General features: G+C 59.7%; 17 protein-coding genes. 14 read left to right on the top strand and 3 right to left on the bottom strand.

Annotation, left to right across the window (positions count from 1 at the left end):
• The first annotated feature begins 3 nt into the window (after positions 1-3).
• Complete coding sequence (locus tag ACZ5WQ_RS08525) at positions 4-795, top strand: hydroxypyruvate isomerase family protein (RefSeq protein ID WP_269686970.1); 792 nt, start codon at positions 4-6, stop codon at positions 793-795.
• Here the strand turns inward: ACZ5WQ_RS08525 and ACZ5WQ_RS08520 are convergent, their stop codons facing one another.
• Complete coding sequence (locus ACZ5WQ_RS08520) at positions 796-1,218, bottom strand: PA0061/PA0062 family lipoprotein (protein WP_269686971.1); 423 nt, start codon at positions 1,216-1,218, stop codon at positions 796-798.
• Positions 1,215-2,471, bottom strand: a complete 1,257-nt coding sequence (locus ACZ5WQ_RS08515) for a substrate-binding periplasmic protein (RefSeq protein WP_464383575.1) — start codon at positions 2,469-2,471, stop codon at positions 1,215-1,217. The genes ACZ5WQ_RS08520 and ACZ5WQ_RS08515 overlap by 4 nt, the downstream gene beginning before the upstream one ends.
• A gap of 216 nt (positions 2,472-2,687) precedes the next feature.
• Here ACZ5WQ_RS08515 and ACZ5WQ_RS08510 point away from each other — a divergent pair, with 216 nt between their 5' ends.
• Positions 2,688-3,536 carry an SDR family NAD(P)-dependent oxidoreductase gene (locus tag ACZ5WQ_RS08510; protein WP_088273551.1) on the top strand — a complete coding sequence of 283 codons (849 nt, stop codon included), beginning with the start codon at positions 2,688-2,690 and terminating at the stop codon, positions 3,534-3,536.
• Between the two features lie 206 nt (positions 3,537-3,742).
• On the opposite strand, the gene ACZ5WQ_RS08505 is transcribed toward ACZ5WQ_RS08510, so the two are convergent.
• Entirely contained in the window at positions 3,743-4,609 is an 867-nt protein-coding gene (locus tag ACZ5WQ_RS08505; RefSeq protein ID WP_464383574.1) for an alpha/beta fold hydrolase, read from the bottom strand.
• A 721-nt stretch (positions 4,610-5,330) separates the two neighbouring features.
• Here ACZ5WQ_RS08505 and ACZ5WQ_RS08500 point away from each other — a divergent pair.
• From ACZ5WQ_RS08500 to fliG, 12 genes are all read left to right on the top strand, one after another.
• The gene (locus ACZ5WQ_RS08500; RefSeq protein WP_464383573.1) at positions 5,331-6,845 is read left to right on the top strand and encodes a flagellin; all 1,515 of its coding nucleotides are present in this window, start codon (positions 5,331-5,333) and stop codon (positions 6,843-6,845) included.
• A 70-nt stretch (positions 6,846-6,915) separates the two neighbouring features.
• Entirely contained in the window at positions 6,916-7,290 is a 375-nt protein-coding gene (locus ACZ5WQ_RS08495) for a flagellar protein FlaG (RefSeq protein ID WP_464383572.1), read from the top strand.
• Positions 7,291-7,390: 100 nt separating this feature from the next.
• Entirely contained in the window at positions 7,391-8,848 is a 1,458-nt protein-coding gene (gene fliD / locus ACZ5WQ_RS08490; RefSeq protein WP_464383571.1) for a flagellar filament capping protein FliD, read from the top strand.
• Complete coding sequence (gene fliS / locus ACZ5WQ_RS08485) at positions 8,849-9,217, top strand: flagellar export chaperone FliS (protein ID WP_464383570.1); 369 nt, start codon at positions 8,849-8,851, stop codon at positions 9,215-9,217. It begins immediately after the preceding gene.
• A 121-nt stretch (positions 9,218-9,338) separates the two neighbouring features.
• Complete coding sequence (gene fliS / locus ACZ5WQ_RS08480) at positions 9,339-9,722, top strand: flagellar export chaperone FliS (RefSeq protein ID WP_464383569.1); 384 nt, start codon at positions 9,339-9,341, stop codon at positions 9,720-9,722.
• A gap of 10 nt (positions 9,723-9,732) precedes the next feature.
• Positions 9,733-10,029: a flagellar protein FliT gene (locus tag ACZ5WQ_RS08475; protein ID WP_169847211.1), complete on the top strand. Its 297-nt coding sequence runs from the start codon at positions 9,733-9,735 to the stop codon at positions 10,027-10,029.
• A gap of 161 nt (positions 10,030-10,190) precedes the next feature.
• Entirely contained in the window at positions 10,191-11,660 is a 1,470-nt protein-coding gene (locus ACZ5WQ_RS08470) for a sigma-54 dependent transcriptional regulator (protein ID WP_464383568.1), read from the top strand.
• 110 nt (positions 11,661-11,770) lie between these two features.
• Complete coding sequence (locus tag ACZ5WQ_RS08465; protein WP_464383567.1) at positions 11,771-13,027, top strand: sensor histidine kinase; 1,257 nt, start codon at positions 11,771-11,773, stop codon at positions 13,025-13,027.
• Positions 13,014-14,438, top strand: a complete 1,425-nt coding sequence (locus tag ACZ5WQ_RS08460) for a sigma-54-dependent transcriptional regulator (protein ID WP_464383566.1) — start codon at positions 13,014-13,016, stop codon at positions 14,436-14,438. Before ACZ5WQ_RS08465 ends, ACZ5WQ_RS08460 begins: the two co-directional genes overlap by 14 nt.
• Positions 14,439-14,596: 158 nt before the next feature.
• Entirely contained in the window at positions 14,597-14,929 is a 333-nt protein-coding gene (fliE, locus tag ACZ5WQ_RS08455) for a flagellar hook-basal body complex protein FliE (protein WP_233048261.1), read from the top strand.
• 34 nt (positions 14,930-14,963) lie between these two features.
• Entirely contained in the window at positions 14,964-16,679 is a 1,716-nt protein-coding gene (fliF, locus tag ACZ5WQ_RS08450) for a flagellar basal-body MS-ring/collar protein FliF (protein WP_088273563.1), read from the top strand.
• Entirely contained in the window at positions 16,672-17,694 is a 1,023-nt protein-coding gene (gene fliG / locus ACZ5WQ_RS08445; RefSeq protein ID WP_088273564.1) for a flagellar motor switch protein FliG, read from the top strand. Before fliF ends, fliG begins: the two co-directional genes overlap by 8 nt.
• Positions 17,695-17,721: the final 27 nt, after the last annotated feature.

Raw genomic sequence — 17,721 nt, 5'->3', positions numbered from 1 at the left:
TCCATGCGCTGGCCCGTCGCTGCCAACCTGTCCCTGCTGTTTGCCGATCTGCCCTTGCCCGAGAGGGTCGATGCTGCCCGTGACGCAGGTTTTTCCGGTGTCGAGATCCAGTTCCCCTATGTGCTGGAAGCCGCAGCGCTCAGAGCCGAGCTGGAGCGCCTGGCGCTGCCGCTGGTACTGATCAACCTGCCGGCCGGTGACCTGATGGAAGGCGGCGCGGGGCTCGCGGCAGTACCTGAGCGTCGGCCGGCCTTCGCTCGGGCGCTGGAGCAGGCGCTGCGTTATGCCGAAGTAGTCAGACCCGAGCGTGTCAATGTGCTGCCTGGGCGGCTGGTTGAAGGCGTTGAGCGGGAGGCTGCCCTGGCGTGCCTGGCGGACAATCTGCGGCTGGCGGCCGACGGCTTCGCCGGTCTGGGCATTGGTGTTTGCTGTGAGGCAATCAATCGGCTCGATATGCCCGGTTTTCTGATTGCCGGCTCAGCGGAGCTGGTCGACCTGATGGACCGCGTGGCGCATGCCAATGTGGCCGCCCAGCTGGATCTGTATCACATGGTCCGCATGGGCGAGAGCCTGCCTGTTGCGATAGACCGCCTGGCTGGTCGTATCGGCCACGTTCAGTTTGCCGACGCGCCGGGGCGCGGCGCTCCCGGCACGGGGGATATTGATTTTGCCGAGGCGATGCAGGCGCTGGCATTGGCAGACTACCGCGGCTGGCTGGCGGCCGAATACCGCCCAGACCCGGCTGATGCCCTGCGCTGGCTGGACAACTGGCGTTCGGCCGGCTGGGTTGGCTGATCAGACACCGGGGCCGCAGCGAACCTCACGCGCTCTTGTCAGCAGGTTGCCGCGATCATCATATAACCAGCCGGCCGGTCGCCAGCCGCGACGGGCCAGTTCAAGGCGATAATGGCGGCCTGGGGCGAAGTCATGACTGATGGCCATGATGCAGGTGCCCCGGCCGCTGCTCATTACTCCTGGCACCGCGCCTGCGGAAGGCGTCTCGAAGTCATAGCGTACCTGCAGCTCGTGCGGCCCTGTGCTGAGATCGTCGAAGCGCAGGCTGCGCTGCGGCTCGCCATCCAGTCGGTAGGCCTGGGCCAGGCTGCCCACGTCAGGGTCAAGGGTGATGCGGGCTCTGTCTTGTGCCAGTGGCGGCAGGGGCGCTGAGGCGCAGCCGATGAGCAGCAGTGCGCAAGGAAGTACACGGATCGTCTTCATGGGCCTGTTGCAGTCAGTGGTTGAGGAAACAGCAGGTCATCCATACGCAGGGCCTTTTCGACATCCAGTCCAATGATCAGTACGCCAATGACGCTGTTCGTCAGCGGGTCACGTATGCCGGTACTGAGGTGAACCTGAAAGCGCCGGGTGGACTGGTCATAGTCGAGCGTACTCATGTACGGCTGGTCTGAAAAGAATGGCTCGACGAACTTGGTTTCGTCGCCCTGCCAGTAATCGGTCGTCAGGTCGCTGATCGCCACGTTTAGGCCGTGCTGGTCGGTCACTATCAGCTCGCTGATGGCTCCGTTCTGGCCGGACTGGATGTTCCGTAGCCAGTCCGACAGCGCCGTGTTCAGCACGCTGGTCGTCAGCGGGCGCTGATCGGCGGGCAGGTGCTGCTCCGCCAGCCATTGCCTGTCCAGCTGTTCGATTGCCTGGATTGATAGCCCTTGGTGCCTGCGGTTCTGTTCCCGCACCGCAGAGATTAATGCAGAGTCCTGCCGCCATTGCGCAAACAGGTTTTCGTAAAGGCTTTGCAGGCGCTGGCGCTCCCCCGCAGTCAGCACGCCAAATTCCGGCAGGCAGCCGAATACCCGATCATTGAATTGTTCTATGAAGCCAGGATGGGCATCGACATAGCGATTGGCGAAGTAGACGCCGAGGGTCGTGTATTGCTGAAAGTGGGCGTAGGACGGGCGCAGCGTTGTGGGCGCCCGGGTCAGTTCGATTCGCAGGGTCTGCTGATCAGCAAGAAAGGCATCAATACGGCCGCGCTGCAGCAATTGCAGCAGTTGCCCGGTGTTGCTCACCAGCGGGTCAACGCGATAACCATGCTGCTGCAGCCACTCCACCTCGTTGCTCCCGCGGATACCGGCGATCCTCAGGCTTGATGCCTTGCCTATGCTCGGCGGGCGGGTAGGGCTGTTGCTGAACCAGTACCATTTTTCCAGTGCCAGTGGTGCAGACAGGACCGCAAAATTGCTGGCGCGGTTCATTCTGGTCGCCGAGAAGAAGCCGTCGGCCTTGCCGGCACTGACCTCCTGGATGGCGCGTTCCCACGGCAGGACCCGGATGTCGTACTCGACCTGCATGCTGTCGAATATGCATTCCAGAGCTCGGACAGAGCTGCCGGTCAGACGGTCTCCTTCGCGCACCTGGTAGGGGGGGAAGATGTCAGTGTTCAGGCGAATGCTTCCAGCCTGTGCAGTGCAGGCCAGCATAAGCAGCAGTGACAGCATCAATACACGCGACATCGTCGAAGGTCCCTGTCGAGTTTCAAGGCAACTATAGGTTAAATCGGCGGACTTATCGGCGGTCTGACATATTTCGATAAACCCGGTTGCTGCTGCCTGATCAAGCAGACCGATAGCGCTGGTCGAACGTTGCCGCCCGGCGCATCCTATTCAGACAACTTATTATCAGCAAGTCTGCGCATAAGCGATGTAGTGCATTTTACGAGGAGACACGGCATGCAGGACCTTCAGGGCAAGGTAGCGGTAATCACGGGTGGTGGTAGCGGTCTCGGCCGCGAGCTGGCGCTGTGCTGCGCGGCACGCGGCATGAAGCTGGTGCTCGGCGATGTGGATGAGCGCGGCATGCAGGAAACCGTGCGCCTGGTTGAGGAAGCGGCGCCGGGTACCGAATCCGCCACCATGCGGCTGGATGTCTCCAAGCTGGAACAGGTGCAGGCGCTGGCCGATCTGTGCAAGTCGCGCTTTGGTGGCGCTCACCTGCTGTTCAATAACGCTGGCGTCAGCGTCGGTGGCGCCGCCTGGGAAAACACCCCGGACGACTGGGAGTGGGTGATGGGTGTGAACGTCTATGGCGTGATCTGGGGCGTCAAGGTGTTCACCCCGATCATGCTGGAGCAGGGCGAGGGTCACATCGTCAATACCGCCTCTGCTGCAGGCTGGCTCAATGGCCCCAACATGGCGGTCTACAACGTCAGCAAGCACTCGGTGGTAGCGCTTTCCGAAACCCTGGCGCTGGATCTGCAGGACATTGGCGCCAATGTTGGCGTGACCTGCCTGTGCCCGGCGTTTTTCCCCACCGGTATTTCCGACTCTCAGCGTAACCGTCCGGCGGACAAGGCTGATACCGTTGCCCTCAGTGAAACGGCACTCAAGCGTGCCGAGATGACCAAGGCTGCGGTTGCCAAAGGCAGGATTCAGGCGTCTGACGTAGCTGAAATGACCGTCAAGGCGGTGGAGGCCAACCAGTTCTATGTCTTCCCGCACCGCAAGATCAAGCAACTGATTGCCCTGCGCGCTCAGGCGGCTGACAACGAGCAGACGGTATTCGACTCGCTGAATCCGTAAAGCTCTGATGCATCAGGTCCAGGTCATGCGGCAGGCCTGGACATGGTGCACCGGCGGACGCGACATGTCGCGTCCCTACGCTGGCGGGAGCTCGGCGTCATACAACAGCGTCAGGGCAGGCGGTTTCCGGGAAGGTCGAGCGCCCGCTCGACCAGCAGGCAGGAATGCAGCGCTATGGCCGAGTTGGAACTCGGCCGTCCCGGAGTTCAGCCAGCCAGCGCCAGTTTCTGTCTGTCGGCGCCGGCCGTATCGCCCAGCACAAATCCTGCTACCGCCGCGCGCGTGTCCTGCAGCGCCGTCTTGTGCTCCATCTCCAGAAAGTGCCCGGTATGCGCAATGCTGACAAAACGCGCATCGCTCGCCAACTCGCCGAAACAGCGTGCGTCTTCTGCGCTGGTGTACTTGTCCCAGGCGCCGTTCACAAACAGCAGCGGTATATCGATGTTGCGCACACAGCTCATGTATTGCCCGGCATCCAGCTCCAGCACCTGTCGCACGTGAAACAGCATCTGGCTGTACTCGTGTTCCTCCAGGCTGCTGACGTGGCGGAAGTTGCAGCGCTTATATAAAGAGGGCAAGTGTTCACCGATGGTGTCGTTGATCAACATGGCGACCGATTGCCGGTCACAGGCGGCCAGATGCGTCTTGCCGCGGCTCAGGTAGTCCTGCATGTGGGGGTTCAGGACTGGTGAGAACGAGGTAATCACCGCACGCTGAATGCGCGATGGCCGCTGCGCCAGCGCGAGCATGGTCGCCACGCCTCCCCACGAGAACGACAGCACCTGATCGGCGCGAAAGTGCTCGATCAAGTCCAGCAGAATCAGCGCTTCGTCTTCCTTGCCGATCAGCGGCATGGACGGATTGTGTGCGCGCGAGTGACCGCTGTACGGCTGATCGAACAACACCACGTTGCACAGCGGCTGCAGATAGCGCAGCGTCTGGCCGAAGGCGGCGCTGGTCGCCAGCGAGCCGTTGACCAGAATGATTGTCGTGTCGCTGGCCGGGTTGGGGTAAAACCAGGTGTGCACCTGCAAATCACGGTGCACGCGAACAACAGCTTTCTCAGCGTACATGGGCACCTCGATATCAGTGGGCTTGCCGACGCAGGGCGACGACCGCAGTGCTCACAGCTAACCCCAGTCAGATGACAGGGGCGTTGCATCGCCCCTGCCTTTTGTCTGTCTTCATCTATATGTCATGGAGAGCACTAGTCACCGCGGCGCGGCAAATGCCTCACGGACACGACCTGTCGTGTCCCTTGTATGTTGACTGTGGTCCCTGTGACCATGGTCCCCGACTGATCATCGGCTTACCTCCCATCCGCAGGATGAGATAGGTCGCGCGCGTACTCGCATTCACTCCGCGCATAACCACTGCACGGACACGACCTGTGATGTCCTTCCGCATGACCAGATGTAACCGCCGCCGCAGTGCGCACCGCGTCCTCGCAAACACTCCATCCGTAGGGACGCATGTCGCGTCCGCCAGGGCATGCGCAGACCGACGAACGGCCATGGATTGGCTGAAATACGGCTAAAGATCGGCGTGGTATGAACGATATAGGTAACAGCTTTGATGCAGTTGTGGCGCTGGGTTTTTGACAGCTGCCAGCAGGAATACGCCGAGGTGCCCTAAGTCATTGATGGCAAATCAGAAAAAAAGATTGCAAAAAAGGCTAAAGGTCGCTCGCAAAGCGCCGATACAGTAATCGAATGCGAACTCAATGGGTGCCTGGGCAAAGCCGGCCCGCGAGTCGTAAGCTCAGGCAAACATCACTAGGTCGAGGTACTCATCATGGCTCTTACAGTAAACAGCAACATCGCTTCCCTGAATGCTCAGCGTAACCTGAATGGCTCGTCCAACGCGCTGTCCACTTCCCTGGAGCGTCTGTCCTCCGGCTCGCGCATCAACAGCGCCAAAGACGATGCAGCCGGCCTGCAAATCTCCAATCGTCTGACCAGCCAGATCAATGGCTTGAACGTAGCGGTCAAAAACGCCAACGACGGTATTTCCATTGCACAGACTGCTGAAGGTGCTCTGCAGGAGTCCACTAATATTCTGCAGCGCATGCGTGACCTCGCACTGCAGTCTGCTAACGGCTCAAACTCAGCTCAAGAGCGCGACGCGCTGAATCAGGAAGTAAATCAGCTTAAAGAAGAATTAACGCGGATCGCTGATACAACCGCTTTTGGTGGGCGCAAGATTCTTGACGGTAGCTTTGGTTCGGCAGCATTTCAGGTCGGTTCGCAAGCAAACGAGACCATTAGCGTCACTTTGACCGATGCGTCAACTGAAACTCTTGGCTCCTTCCGTTCTCGCGATGATGGCAGCGTTGCAGGTACGGTTGTTGTGGCGGCAGACTTGGCAACCGCGAAAGCGGCGACCGCCTACAATGCTGGTGTTGTGACCGTCAATGGCGCAGTTGGGACCGGGACCTTTGATGTTGCGGCCAACGACTCTGCAAGCGATCTGGCAGGCAAAGTGAATCAGATCTCAAGCCAGACCGGGGTGACCGCGTCGGCAAAAAATGCGATCTCTTTTGGTACTGACTTGGGTTTGGCGGCCGACGCGGCGGTGAGCTTCGATATCGGCACGGCCGGCGGTAGTAAGACTACCATTCAGATCGCTGGATCGGGTGATGCGACCACGGATCTGGAGGCACTCCGCGATGCGATCAATGCAGACTCAGGAGCTAACGGCCTGTCAGCTTCGATTAATAGCGATAAAGAGTTGGTTGTAAGCGCCAAGAATGGCGACAATATCCAGATTGAGAATTTTGACGATGACGCCGACGGGGACGCGGCTAACGAGACGCTAGCTATTAAAGTCCAGCTTTCGGATGGCACTTTCAGCTCGGCGGAGACTCTGAATGATACAGACTTTGCGATGCAGGCTGTAGGTACGCTGACTTTTGATTCGACGGGCTCTTTTAGCCTTACCGACGATGGCAGCGCCGATGTTGGTGAAATTACGGGTGCCAATATTGGCAGTCGGGTCAGTGTTGAATCGCTGAATATTTTGACAGCAGATGCAGCCCAGGACGCAATTTCGGTCATTGACGGCGCTATCGCTACAATTGATAGTCAGCGTGCGCAGCTGGGTGCGGTCCAGAACCGCTTCGACTCTACTATCAGTAATCTGCAGAATATCGCAGAAAATGCTTCTGCCGCTCGTAGCCGTATTCAGGACACCGACTACGCCGCCGAGTCTGCCAATCTGGCCAAAAACCAGATCATGCAGCAAGCCGGTACTGCCATGCTGGCCCAGGCTAACCAACTGCCGCAAGCTGTCCTCAGCCTGCTGGGCTAAGGGTAGACAGGGCTATACTGCGGAGAGAGGTTAACCCTCTCTCCGCTTTTTCCGTTGTGAGGTAGTCACCATGGATATGGGTTCTATCAAACCTTTTGACGTAGTGCGCCCAGCCAACCCGGCAGCGGGAGACGCGGGAGTAGCCAAGCCGCAGCAGGCCACAGGGCTGCAAGCGGTGGCTACGCAAATTCAGGAGGCCGTGACTCAGCCCGCCGAGATTGAACGCGGTAAGCTGGAAACGGCCGTGTCGGATATTCAGGATTTTGTTCAGACGGTACGCCGTGACATCAATTTTGCGTTGGATGATTACAGCGGCCGTATGGTTATCAATGTAACCGAGGCGAGTAGCGGTGATGTGATTCGCCAGATTCCCTCGGAAGAAGCGCTGCGACTGGCAGAAAACCTGTCTGAGATTCGCAGTGTACTGTTTGAAGCAGAGGCCTGACCCTCTGCTGCCGGTTTTGCTGGCATGCAACTTGCCTGACTAGACCGGAATACTCCTTTCGGCAGGCGAACCGTCAATAAACGGTCGCGAGGTAAGCATCATGGCTATTACAGGTATTGGTTCGGGCATGGATATCAGCAGCCTGGTATCGGCATTGGTACAGGCCGATGGCGCCCCCAAGGCCGCCCAGCTGACCCGCCAGGAAAATGCCGCAACCGAAAAATTTACCGCCCTTGGCAGCTTGCGTGGCGCGCTGTCCACCTTCCAAGACGTTCTGGATAAGCTCAATAGCAGCGATCTATACGCCAAGCGCAACGCCACCTCCTCAAATACTGACATTTTTAGCGTCACCGCAGACAAAGATGCCTCGGTCGGCAACTACGATGTTCAGGTGTTTAATCTGGCCAAGAGCAGCAAAATCGCGCTGCGTGGTCAAGCTAGTGCAACGGACGCCATCGGTACAGGCACCCTTACCATCGCAGCTGGGGATAAGTCTATCGATGTCACGGTGACTGAAGACAACAACAGTCTCGCCGGCATTCGTGATGCCATTAATGCGCAGAGCGCGGATAGCGGCATCACCGCCACAGTGGTGAGCGACCCTAACGGCGGTGGCGGCTCGCGGCTGGTGCTCAGTTCCAGCGATACCGGTAGCGGTAACGACATCAGCGTGCAAGTGACCACCGAGGCCGGTGACACTGGAGACCTGAGTGTGCTGGCCTATACGCCGCCAGCCACTAGCGATTATGAGCCTACCCCGGTAGACCCGCTGGACCCGCTGGCTCCGCGCGTTATTTCCTATGCGCGTGATGCCAATTTGTCCATCGACGGGTTGGCCATTAGCAGTGCTAGCAACTCGGTGTCTGACGCCATCGATGGCGTCACTCTGACCCTTAATGCCGCCCAAAGCCAGGAAGATCTGGATGCTGGCACCAGCGTTAGCCTGGGCGTTGGTCTGGATAAGGCCGGCATGCGAAGCTCGCTGCAGTCCTTTGTGGATGGCTATAACGCACTGATGAAAACCGTTGGCTCACTCACCTCTGTAACTGCTGTGGGTGGTGATGACAGCGAGCCGCTGGCGGCAGCCCTGGTGGGGGATGCCTCCGTACGTTCGGTGCTCTCCAGCTTGCGCAATGAAATGGGTGCGGTGGCCAGTGGTGATATCCGTATTCTGGCAGAGCTTGGTATTACCACTCAGCGGGACGGCACTTTAGCGATTGATAGCGACAAACTGGATGAGGCGCTGGACAACAACTTTGAGGCATTGGGCGAATTTATGGCGGGTGAGAATGGCCTGATGGCGCGCCTGGATGCCAAGCTCGAGCCTTACACCCAGACGGGTGGCATTATCGAGGGGCGGACCAAGGCCCTGCAAAACACGCTATCGGGCATTGACGAGCAGCGTGAGCGCCTGGAGACGCGCCTCGCCAGCCTTGAAACCCGACTGTTGGCGCAGTTCAACGCTATGGATACCTTGGTCGCAAATCTTTCCAGTACAGGTGACTTTCTCTCCAGCCAGTTGTCCAGCTTGCCTGGCGTTGTTAAAAAGGATTCATAAATGGCAAATCCCATTGACACTTACAAGCAGGTCAACATTTCTCAGGAAGTGTCCCAGTACCGCGCTGTACAGCTGTTGCTTAACGGTGCGATAGAGCGCGTCAAGCTGGCGCGTCACGCCCAGGAGACCGGCAATCCCGAGCGCCGCGGCGTAGCGGTGAGCAGTACCATCAGCATTATCGGGGCGTTGCAGGCGTCGCTGGATAAGGATTTGGGCGGTGAGATTGCCGAGAATCTGGATGCTTTGTACGACTACATGACACTCAAGCTGGCCGGCGTGGCACTGGACGATACGCCTCGCTCACTCGATGAGGTTCAGCATCTGCTGACTGAAATCAAGGAAGCCTGGGATGCGATCGAGCCGGCGTGACGCCTGCTCGCTCTGCTGAAGAAAAACCGGCCTGGCGCCGGTTTTTTCATTTCTGGCCTTCAGCTTTAGGTTGCGGTGCCGATAAATGAGTCATGTCCCATTTGCCAGCAGGGTTTGTCCGATGAATGCTTACGCCGCAATGAAGCAATACCAGACCGTTAACGTCAACGCTCAGGTCAGTGAGGCCGACCCTCATCGCCTGATCCAGATGTTGATGGAAGGCGGATTGCAGCGCGTCGCTCAGGCCAAAGGGGCGATGCAGTACGGCAACACTGGGCTGAAGGGGGAGCAGATCGGCAAGGCCGTCGCGATTCTTGGTGGTCTGCGTGAAGCCTTGGATCATCAGCAGGGCGGAGAAGTGGCGGGCAACCTGGATAATCTTTATGCTTTCATGCAGCAGCGCCTGAGTCAGGCTAACCTGCGTAATGATCCAGCCCTGCTGGATGAAGTAACCGATTTGCTGCGTGAAGTGAAGGCCGGTTGGGACGGCATCCGCCAAGCGTGAGGAGTCAGACATGGCCAATGCCGTAGAGCAGTTGCAACATACCCACAGTTCCCTGATCGATGCCGTAAAGGCTGGAGATTGGCAGCAAGTTGGCGAGCTGGACCGGCTGTGTCGGGACCAGGTGCGCCAGGCGATGGAAGACCCCCAGCGCGATGACCAGCAGGTTGCTGTCGTGCTGGAAGACCTGAGCGAGACCTACCGCGAAGTGGTTGCGTTGTGTCAGGCAGTCCAAGGCAAACTGGCCGAAGAGCTGCAGGACTTGCAGCGCGGGCGCCAAGGCGCCAAGGTCTATCAGATGTTCCGCTGAGGCGGACAGGCGTGAGTCGCGTTAGTCGGAAAATGGCGCGCCAACTATTTGACTCGCCTACCATTTCTGACTACATTTAGCCTCATGATAAAAGAGTATGGCGCAGCGCCATTACCGTGCTGCGATCATCCTTGCCTGCCAACAGGAAAGCCTCCCCGTCTATGCTGCCGAACAGCCATATCCTATTGATTGATGACGCTGCCCAAGGGCGTCATGATCTGGGCGTTATTCTGTCCTTTCTGGGCGAAGACGCCATTATTGCCGACAGCGAAGGCTGGCAGGAGGCCGTCAACGCAGCGGTCGATACGCCAAGCCACATCCGCTGTGTCATTCTCGGTCATTGCGCCCACGCCCAAGGCCTGCCCGCGCTGCTCGGCCAACTGGACAAGTGGGATGAAAACCTGCCGGTTATTCTGCTTGACCCCGAGCAGTCCACGCACTGGCCTGACCACCTGAAACAACGTTTGCTGGCCGTGTTTGAGCCGCCGCTGAGTTACAACCATCTACTGGATGCCTTGCACCGCGCTCAGGTCTACCGCGAGGTGTTTGAGGAAAGCAGCAACCGCCAGCGCCAGCGCGAACCCAACCTGTTTCGCAGCCTGGTCGGCACCAGCCGTTCAATTCAGTCTGTGCGTCAGATGATGCAGCAGGTGGCTGACACCGAGGCCACGGTACTGATTCTGGGTGAATCGGGGACGGGCAAGGAAGTGGTCGCCCGTAACCTGCATTACCATTCGCGCCGTAAGGACGCGCCGTTCGTGCCTGTCAACTGCGGAGCCATTCCGGCCGAGCTGCTGGAAAGCGAACTGTTCGGACACGAGAAGGGCGCCTTCACCGGCGCCATTACCAGCCGGGCCGGGCGTTTCGAGCTGGCTCAGGGTGGAACCCTGTTTCTTGACGAGATAGGCGACATGCCGCTGCCGATGCAGGTGAAACTGCTGCGGGTGCTGCAGGAGCGTACCTTCGAGCGTGTAGGCAGCAACAAGGTGCAAAGCGCCGATGTGCGGGTGATTGCAGCGACGCACAAGAATCTGGAGCAGATGATCGAAGAGGGTACCTTCCGTGAGGACCTCTATTACCGCCTTAACGTGTTCCCCATCGATATGCCCGCCATGCGCGAGCGTATCGAAGACTTGCCGCTGCTGCTGAACGAGCTGATTACCCGCCTCGAGACCGAGAAGCGTGGCTCGATCCGGTTCAGTACCTCGGCCATCCTGTCGCTGTGTCAGCATGATTGGCCGGGTAACGTGCGGGAGCTGGCCAACCTGGTAGAACGTATGGCGATCATGCATCCCCATGGGGTGATTGGCGTGGGCGAGCTGCCGCGCAAGTTTCGCTATGTCGAGGATGATCAGGATGACCTGCGCCAGCTGCGTGAGACCGAAGACGAGCGCAGCGATGCGTTCAATGGTCTGGTCGGGCTCGACAGCCCGGCATTCCTGCCGCCCGAGGGGCTGGACCTCAAGGAATACCTGGCAGGTCTTGAGCAAACGCTGATCCAGCAGGCCCTGGACGAATGCAGCGGGGTGGTCGCCCGTGCGGCTGAACGCCTGCGCATTCGCCGTACCACGCTGGTTGAGAAGATGCGCAAGTACGGTCTGAATCGCGGTACTGACTCGTCAGAAGACTGACGCTCTCGGTCTTGGTGTTTTTTATATCTTTGATTTTTAAGTCTTTTTCTATATTGGCATAAGGCTTGCTGTGAGAACCCTGTGTGCTTCATGTATTCAGGGGATACCCCATGGCGGCCAACGTGCAACCCAGTCAAAACCCGGCAGATGATCTTGGCGATATCGTTCGTCAGGTGCTGGCCTCCGATCGGACGACAGACAGCGATCAGCTTCAGGATGCGTTCGAGCGCTTCCAGTCAATGTCTGAGCAGTTGGGTGCTTCCCATGCGCTGCTGGAGCGGCAGGTCGCTCTGCTCAAGCGTCAACTGGCTGACAGTCAGGCGCAGCGTTCCCGTGAGCTGGCAGAGAAGGCGCGCCTGGCCGGGCGGTTGCAGAACGTACTCAATCTGCTGCCTGGCGGCGTGATCGTTCTGGACGGGCGTGGCGTTGTGCGTGAAGCCAATCCCGCGGCCCGTGAGCTGCTCGGCGAGCCACTTGAGGGGCAGCTCTGGCGTGACCTGATCCAGCAACGCTTTGCTCCACGTGAAGACGATTACCACGAGGTGTCACTGCGCAGCGGTCGCAGAGTTTCGTTGGCAACCCGGTCGTTGCAGGGGGAGCCGGGTCAGTTGATCCTGATCCAGGATCAGACCGAGACCCGCGCGCTGCAGTCGGAACTGGCGCGCAATGAGCGCCTGTCCGCACTGGGGCGGATGGTGGCGTCGCTGGCGCATCAGATTCGAACCCCGCTGGCCTCGGCGTTGCTGTATGCCGAACATCTTAATGATGCCGACCTGCCGACTGAGCACCGTACCCGGTTTTCCAGCCGCCTGCACGGGCGTCTGTTGAGTATTGAACACCAGATTCGTGACATGCTGCAGTTCGCCAAGGGCGATCTGCCAATCAACGATTTGCTGCCGGTGTCCATTTTCTTTGAATGGCTGCAAAGCCAGGCTGAAAGCGTGATTGAAGCGCGCGGCGGGACCTGCCGCTGGGTCAACCTGCTGCCTCAGGATGCAATGCTTCGCTGCAACCGCGACACGCTGGTCGGCGCCGTTATCAACCTGATCGAAAATGCGCTGCAGGCGGGTATGCCAGCGCCGCGGCTGAAGGTGGTGGCCCGCTTGATGGAAGGTCAGCTGAGCCTGAGTGTGGTGGATGCCGGTCAGGGCATGACGGCCGAGCAATTGGCACTGATCGGTGAGCCCTTTCATACCAGCAAGCCGCAGGGTACCGGGCTTGGCGTCACGGTTGTGAAGTCGGTGGTCAATGCGCACGGTGGGGCATTGCATTTGCACAGCAAGGCCGGTTGGGGAACCAGCGCCGAGATTCTGCTGCCGCTGCGGCTATTGCCCGCAGCCAAGGAACACCATCATGAGCAAGCCTGATATTCGTATCCTGCTGGTTGAGGATGATGCTGATCTGAGCGAGGCGCTGGCCGATACGCTGATGCTGGGTGGCTATGCCTGCCTTCAGGCGGCTGATGCCGAGTCTGCGCTCGCATTGCTTGGGCGAGAGAGCGTGAGCATGGTGGTCAGTGATGTAAACATGCCTGGCATGGACGGGCATGCGCTGCTGCGCACCCTGCGCACGCAATACCCGCATTTGCCGGTGCTGCTGATGACCGCCTACGGCACTGTGCAGCAGGCGGTCAGCGCCATGCGCGAAGGGGCGGTTGATTATCTGGTCAAGCCCTTTGCACCCAAGGCGCTGCTGGAGCTGATTGCTCAGCATGCGCAAGGACGCCTTGAGGGGGCCCCCGGTACGGGGCCGGTTGCGGTCGATCCCGCCAGTGTGCAGCTGCTGGAACTGGCTGCGCGGGTTGCTGGCAGTGACTCGACTGTCCTGATTTCGGGTGAGTCCGGGACCGGTAAGGAAGTGCTCGCGCGCTACATCCATCAGCAATCTCCGCGGGCCGAACAGCCGTTTATTGCCATTAACTGCGCGGCTATTCCGGATAACATGCTGGAGGCCACCCTGTTCGGGCATGAGAAGGGCGCCTTTACCGGCGCGGTAGCGGCGCAACCGGGCAAGTTCGAGCAGGCCAATGGTGGCACTCTGCTGCTGGACGAGATTTCCGAAATGCCGCTGGCGCTGCAGGCAAAGCTGTTGCGGGTGCTGCAGGAGCGTGAGGTCGAGCGCGTGGGTGGTCGCAAGCTGATTCGGCTGGATATCCGTATCATTGCCACCACCAACCGGGACTTGCCGGCGGAGGTGGCTGCCGGGCGCTTCCGTGAGGACCTCTACTATCGCCTGGGTGTGTTTCCGCTGCAGTGGCGGGCGCTGCGCGAGCGCCCGGCGGATATTCTGCCGATTGCCGAGCGCCTGCTGAGCAAGCACGCGAGCAAGATGAATCTGCCTAGCGTCAGTTTTTCGGCGCAGGCGGTCAAGGCACTGGAGGCGCATCCCTGGCCCGGTAACGTCCGCGAGCTCGACAACGCGGTGCAGCGCGCACTCGTGCTGCAGGCGGGGGGTGTCATTCAGCCGTCGGATTTGTGTCTCGATCTGCAGGCCGGTGGTGCAACGCCGTTGCTACGCGCGGTACCGCCAGTCCCGCCGATTGAATCGGTACAGCCGTCGTCACCGGTATTGCCCGCCGCCGACAACACCTCTGATCTGGGCAGCGGGGTGCGTCAGCGCGAATTTCAAATGATCATCAATGTACTGCGTGCCGAGCGCGGGCGCCGCAAGGAAGCCGCCGAGCGCCTGGGTATCAGTCCCCGCACCCTGCGTTACAAGCTCGCGCAGATGCGCGATGCCGGGCTGGATGTCGAAGGTAGCCTGTTCGCCGGTATCTGATCGTCAATTATCGTCCTCTCTCTGGCATCGGCTATCTGGCCGGTGCTGCCTTGCATTTGTCCATATGGTGGCGGGCTGGCCACTGTTGGCATCAAACTTGCTGAATACCCTGTAAAGCGACTGTAGCCGTCAAAAAACCGGACGGCGTGGAGGCAAGCGTGACTCAGGGTGTTGAATTCAATCGATTGATGCTGCAAATGCGCACCATGCAAATGGAGGCCATGGGCAAGCCGCAGGCGGTCAAGCCTGCGGAGCCCGGCGTCAACGGCCCGGGCTTCGATGATCTGCTCAAGCAGGCTGTTGATCGCGTCAACGAATTGCAAAAAACCACGTCTGAACTGCAAACCGGCTATGAGCGAGGTGTAGAGGGGATCGATCTGACCGAGGTGATGATTGCCTCGCAGAAATCATCGGTTGCCTTTCAGGCGATGACGCAGGTGCGTAACAAGATGATTACCGCCTACGAAGACATCATGAAAATGCCAATCTAATCTCCCATGAGCCTGACTGTCTGAGGAAATGACAATGGATTCTGCCGGCAGCAATACCCCAGCTACCCGTGATCCGCTCGGTGCCGATCGCAAGCCGCTGATGGGACTGACCTTTCTGGACAATCTGTCGCAACTGCCGATGTTGCGCCAGTTCGGTCTGCTGGTTGGTCTGGCTGCCAGTGTGGCCATCGGGTTTGCCGTGGTGCTGTGGTCGCAGGAGCCCGAGTACCGGCCGCTTTACAACAGCATGGACGGTTTTGACGCGGGTCAGGTGGTGGAAATGCTGCAGCAGAGCCGTATCGACTATAAGGTCGAGCCCAACAGCGGCGCGCTGCTGGTTCGCAGCGAGGATCTGGCCGATGCACGTCTGCGTCTGGCCAGTGCCGGCATTTCGCCGACCGACGGCAACGTAGGCTTCGAGATTCTGGATCGTGAGCAGGGTCTTGGTACCAGTCAGTTCATGGAAACCACGCGTTACCGCCGCGGTCTTGAGGGGGAGCTGGCTCGCACCATCTCCAGCCTCTACAACGTCAAGGCAGCGCGCGTACATATCGCCATTCCGCGCTCCACCGTGTTTGTTCGCGATGATCGCAAGCCCAGCGCGTCCGTGCTGCTGGAAATGTACGCCGGTCGACGACTGGAGCCTGCACAGGTGATGGCCATCGTCAATCTGGTGGCAACCAGTGTGCCCGAACTGGGCAAGGACGAAGTCACGGTTGTTGATCAGAACGGCAACCTGCTGTCCAATCAGAGCGAGCTGAACGAGCTGACAGTGGCCGGCCGCCAATTTGATTACACCCGTCGCCTGGAAGAGACCTACACCCGCCGGGTACACAATATCCTCCAGCCGGTGCTGGGGACCGGACGTTACAAGGCCGAGGTGTCGGCGGATGTGGATTTCAGCGCAGTTGAGTCCACCGCGGAAATGTTCAGCCCCGATGCAGCGCTGCGCAGCGAGCAGGTGGTGACCGAGGCGCGTTCGGCCAATGCTGGCCCCCAGGGCGTACCGGGTGCGCTGTCGAACCAGCCGCCGGGAGCCACCCAGGTGCCTGAACAGGTTATTGACCCGGTAACCGGCCAGCCGGTTGTTGCCGCCGTACCGCAGGACAAGCGCGAGCAGGCGGTACGCAATTACGAGCTGGATCGGCAGATCAGCCATACCCGCCAGCAGCTGGGCCGTCTCAAGCGTCTTTCGGTTGCCGTTGTGGTAGACGACCCGGCACAGGTGGATCCGCAGACCGGGGAAGTCACCCGGACGCCGATCAGCGAGGCGGAAATGGCGCGCTTGACCCGCCTGGTCCAGGACGCGGTGGGGTATGATGCCAGCCGGGGTGACAGCGTCAGCGTGATCAATAGCGCGTTTGTTGCTGAAGCCGAACTGGAACCGCTGCCGGCCATCCCGTTCTGGGAGCAGCCGTGGTTCTGGGATGTTGCCAAACAGATATTGGGTATTCTGTTTGTTCTGGTGCTGGTCTTCGCGGTGCTGCGCCCGGCGCTCAAGAACCTGACAGTCGCCGGCAAGGGCGGCAGTGACAACTATCCGGCGCTGGCAGGCGGAGGTTACGATGGCATGGACGGCGGCCTGCGTGATGATCAGGTGAGTCTGTCCGGTCCTTCCTCCGGTCCGGTATTGTTGCCGCCGCCCGGCGCCGGCTACGAACAGCAGCTCAATGCGATCAAGGGCCTGTTGGCCGAAGACCCGGGTCGGGTGGCACAGGTCGTGAAAGAGTGGATTAACGCCGATGAGTGATGACGCCAGCAAACGCCCGGCCAAACTGTCCAAGCTGGATAAGGCGGCCATTTTCCTGCTCAGCCTCGGTGAGTCCGATGCGGCGGCGATTCTCAAGCACATGGGGCCCAAGGAAGTTCAGCGGGTCGGCAGTGCCATGGCTGGATTGCGCACTGTACAGCGCGATCAGGTTCAGGAAGTCATGGGCGACTTTATCGAGGTGGTGGGCGAGCAGACCGGTTTGGGCGTTGGCGCCGATTCCTATATCCGCACCATGCTTACCCAGGCATTGGGGGAGGACAAGGCCAACAGCCTGGTTGACCGCATTCTGCTTGGCGGCAGCACCTCGGGTCTGGACAGCCTGAAGTGGATGGAGCCGCGTGCCGTTGCTGATGTGATCCGCTACGAACATCCGCAGATTCAGGCCATTGTGGTGGCCTATCTTGACCCTGATATGGCCGCTGAGGTGGTTGGCTATTTCGACCACAAGGTGCGGCTGGACATTCTCCTGCGCGTGGCCGCTCTCAATACCGTGCAGCCATCGGCGCTGAAAGAACTGAACGAGATTCTCGAGAAGCAGTTTGCCGGCAACTCCAATACCTCGCGCGCGTCCATGGGCGGTGTCAAACGCACGGCCGACATCATGAACTTCCTTGAGTCCAGCGCCGAGTCGCAGCTGATCGAGTCGATCCGTGAAATCGACGAGGACCTGTCTTCCAAGATCGAGGATCTGATGTTCGTGTTCGATAACCTGGCAGATGTGGATGACCGCGGCATCCAGGCGCTGCTGCGCGAGGTCTCCTCCGAGGTGCTGATTGTCGCACTCAAGGGTGCCGACGAGGCAATCAAGGAGAAGATCTTCCGCAATATGTCCAAGCGCGCGTCCGAGTTGCTGCAGGACGACCTGGAAGCCAAGGGGCCGGTCCGTATCAGCGAGGTCGAGGCTGCACAGAAGGAAATTCTCACCATTGCACGCCGCATGGCCGACGCCGGCGAAATTGTGCTCGGCGGCAAGGGTGGCGAAGAGATGATCTGAGCCCGGCAATCGCTGCCCTGCACATCG

Source organism: Halopseudomonas sp. T1L2 (genome assembly GCF_055397385.1).
Note: the sequence above shows the minus strand (reverse complement) of the source record. Positions and strands in the feature narration are given on the sequence as shown.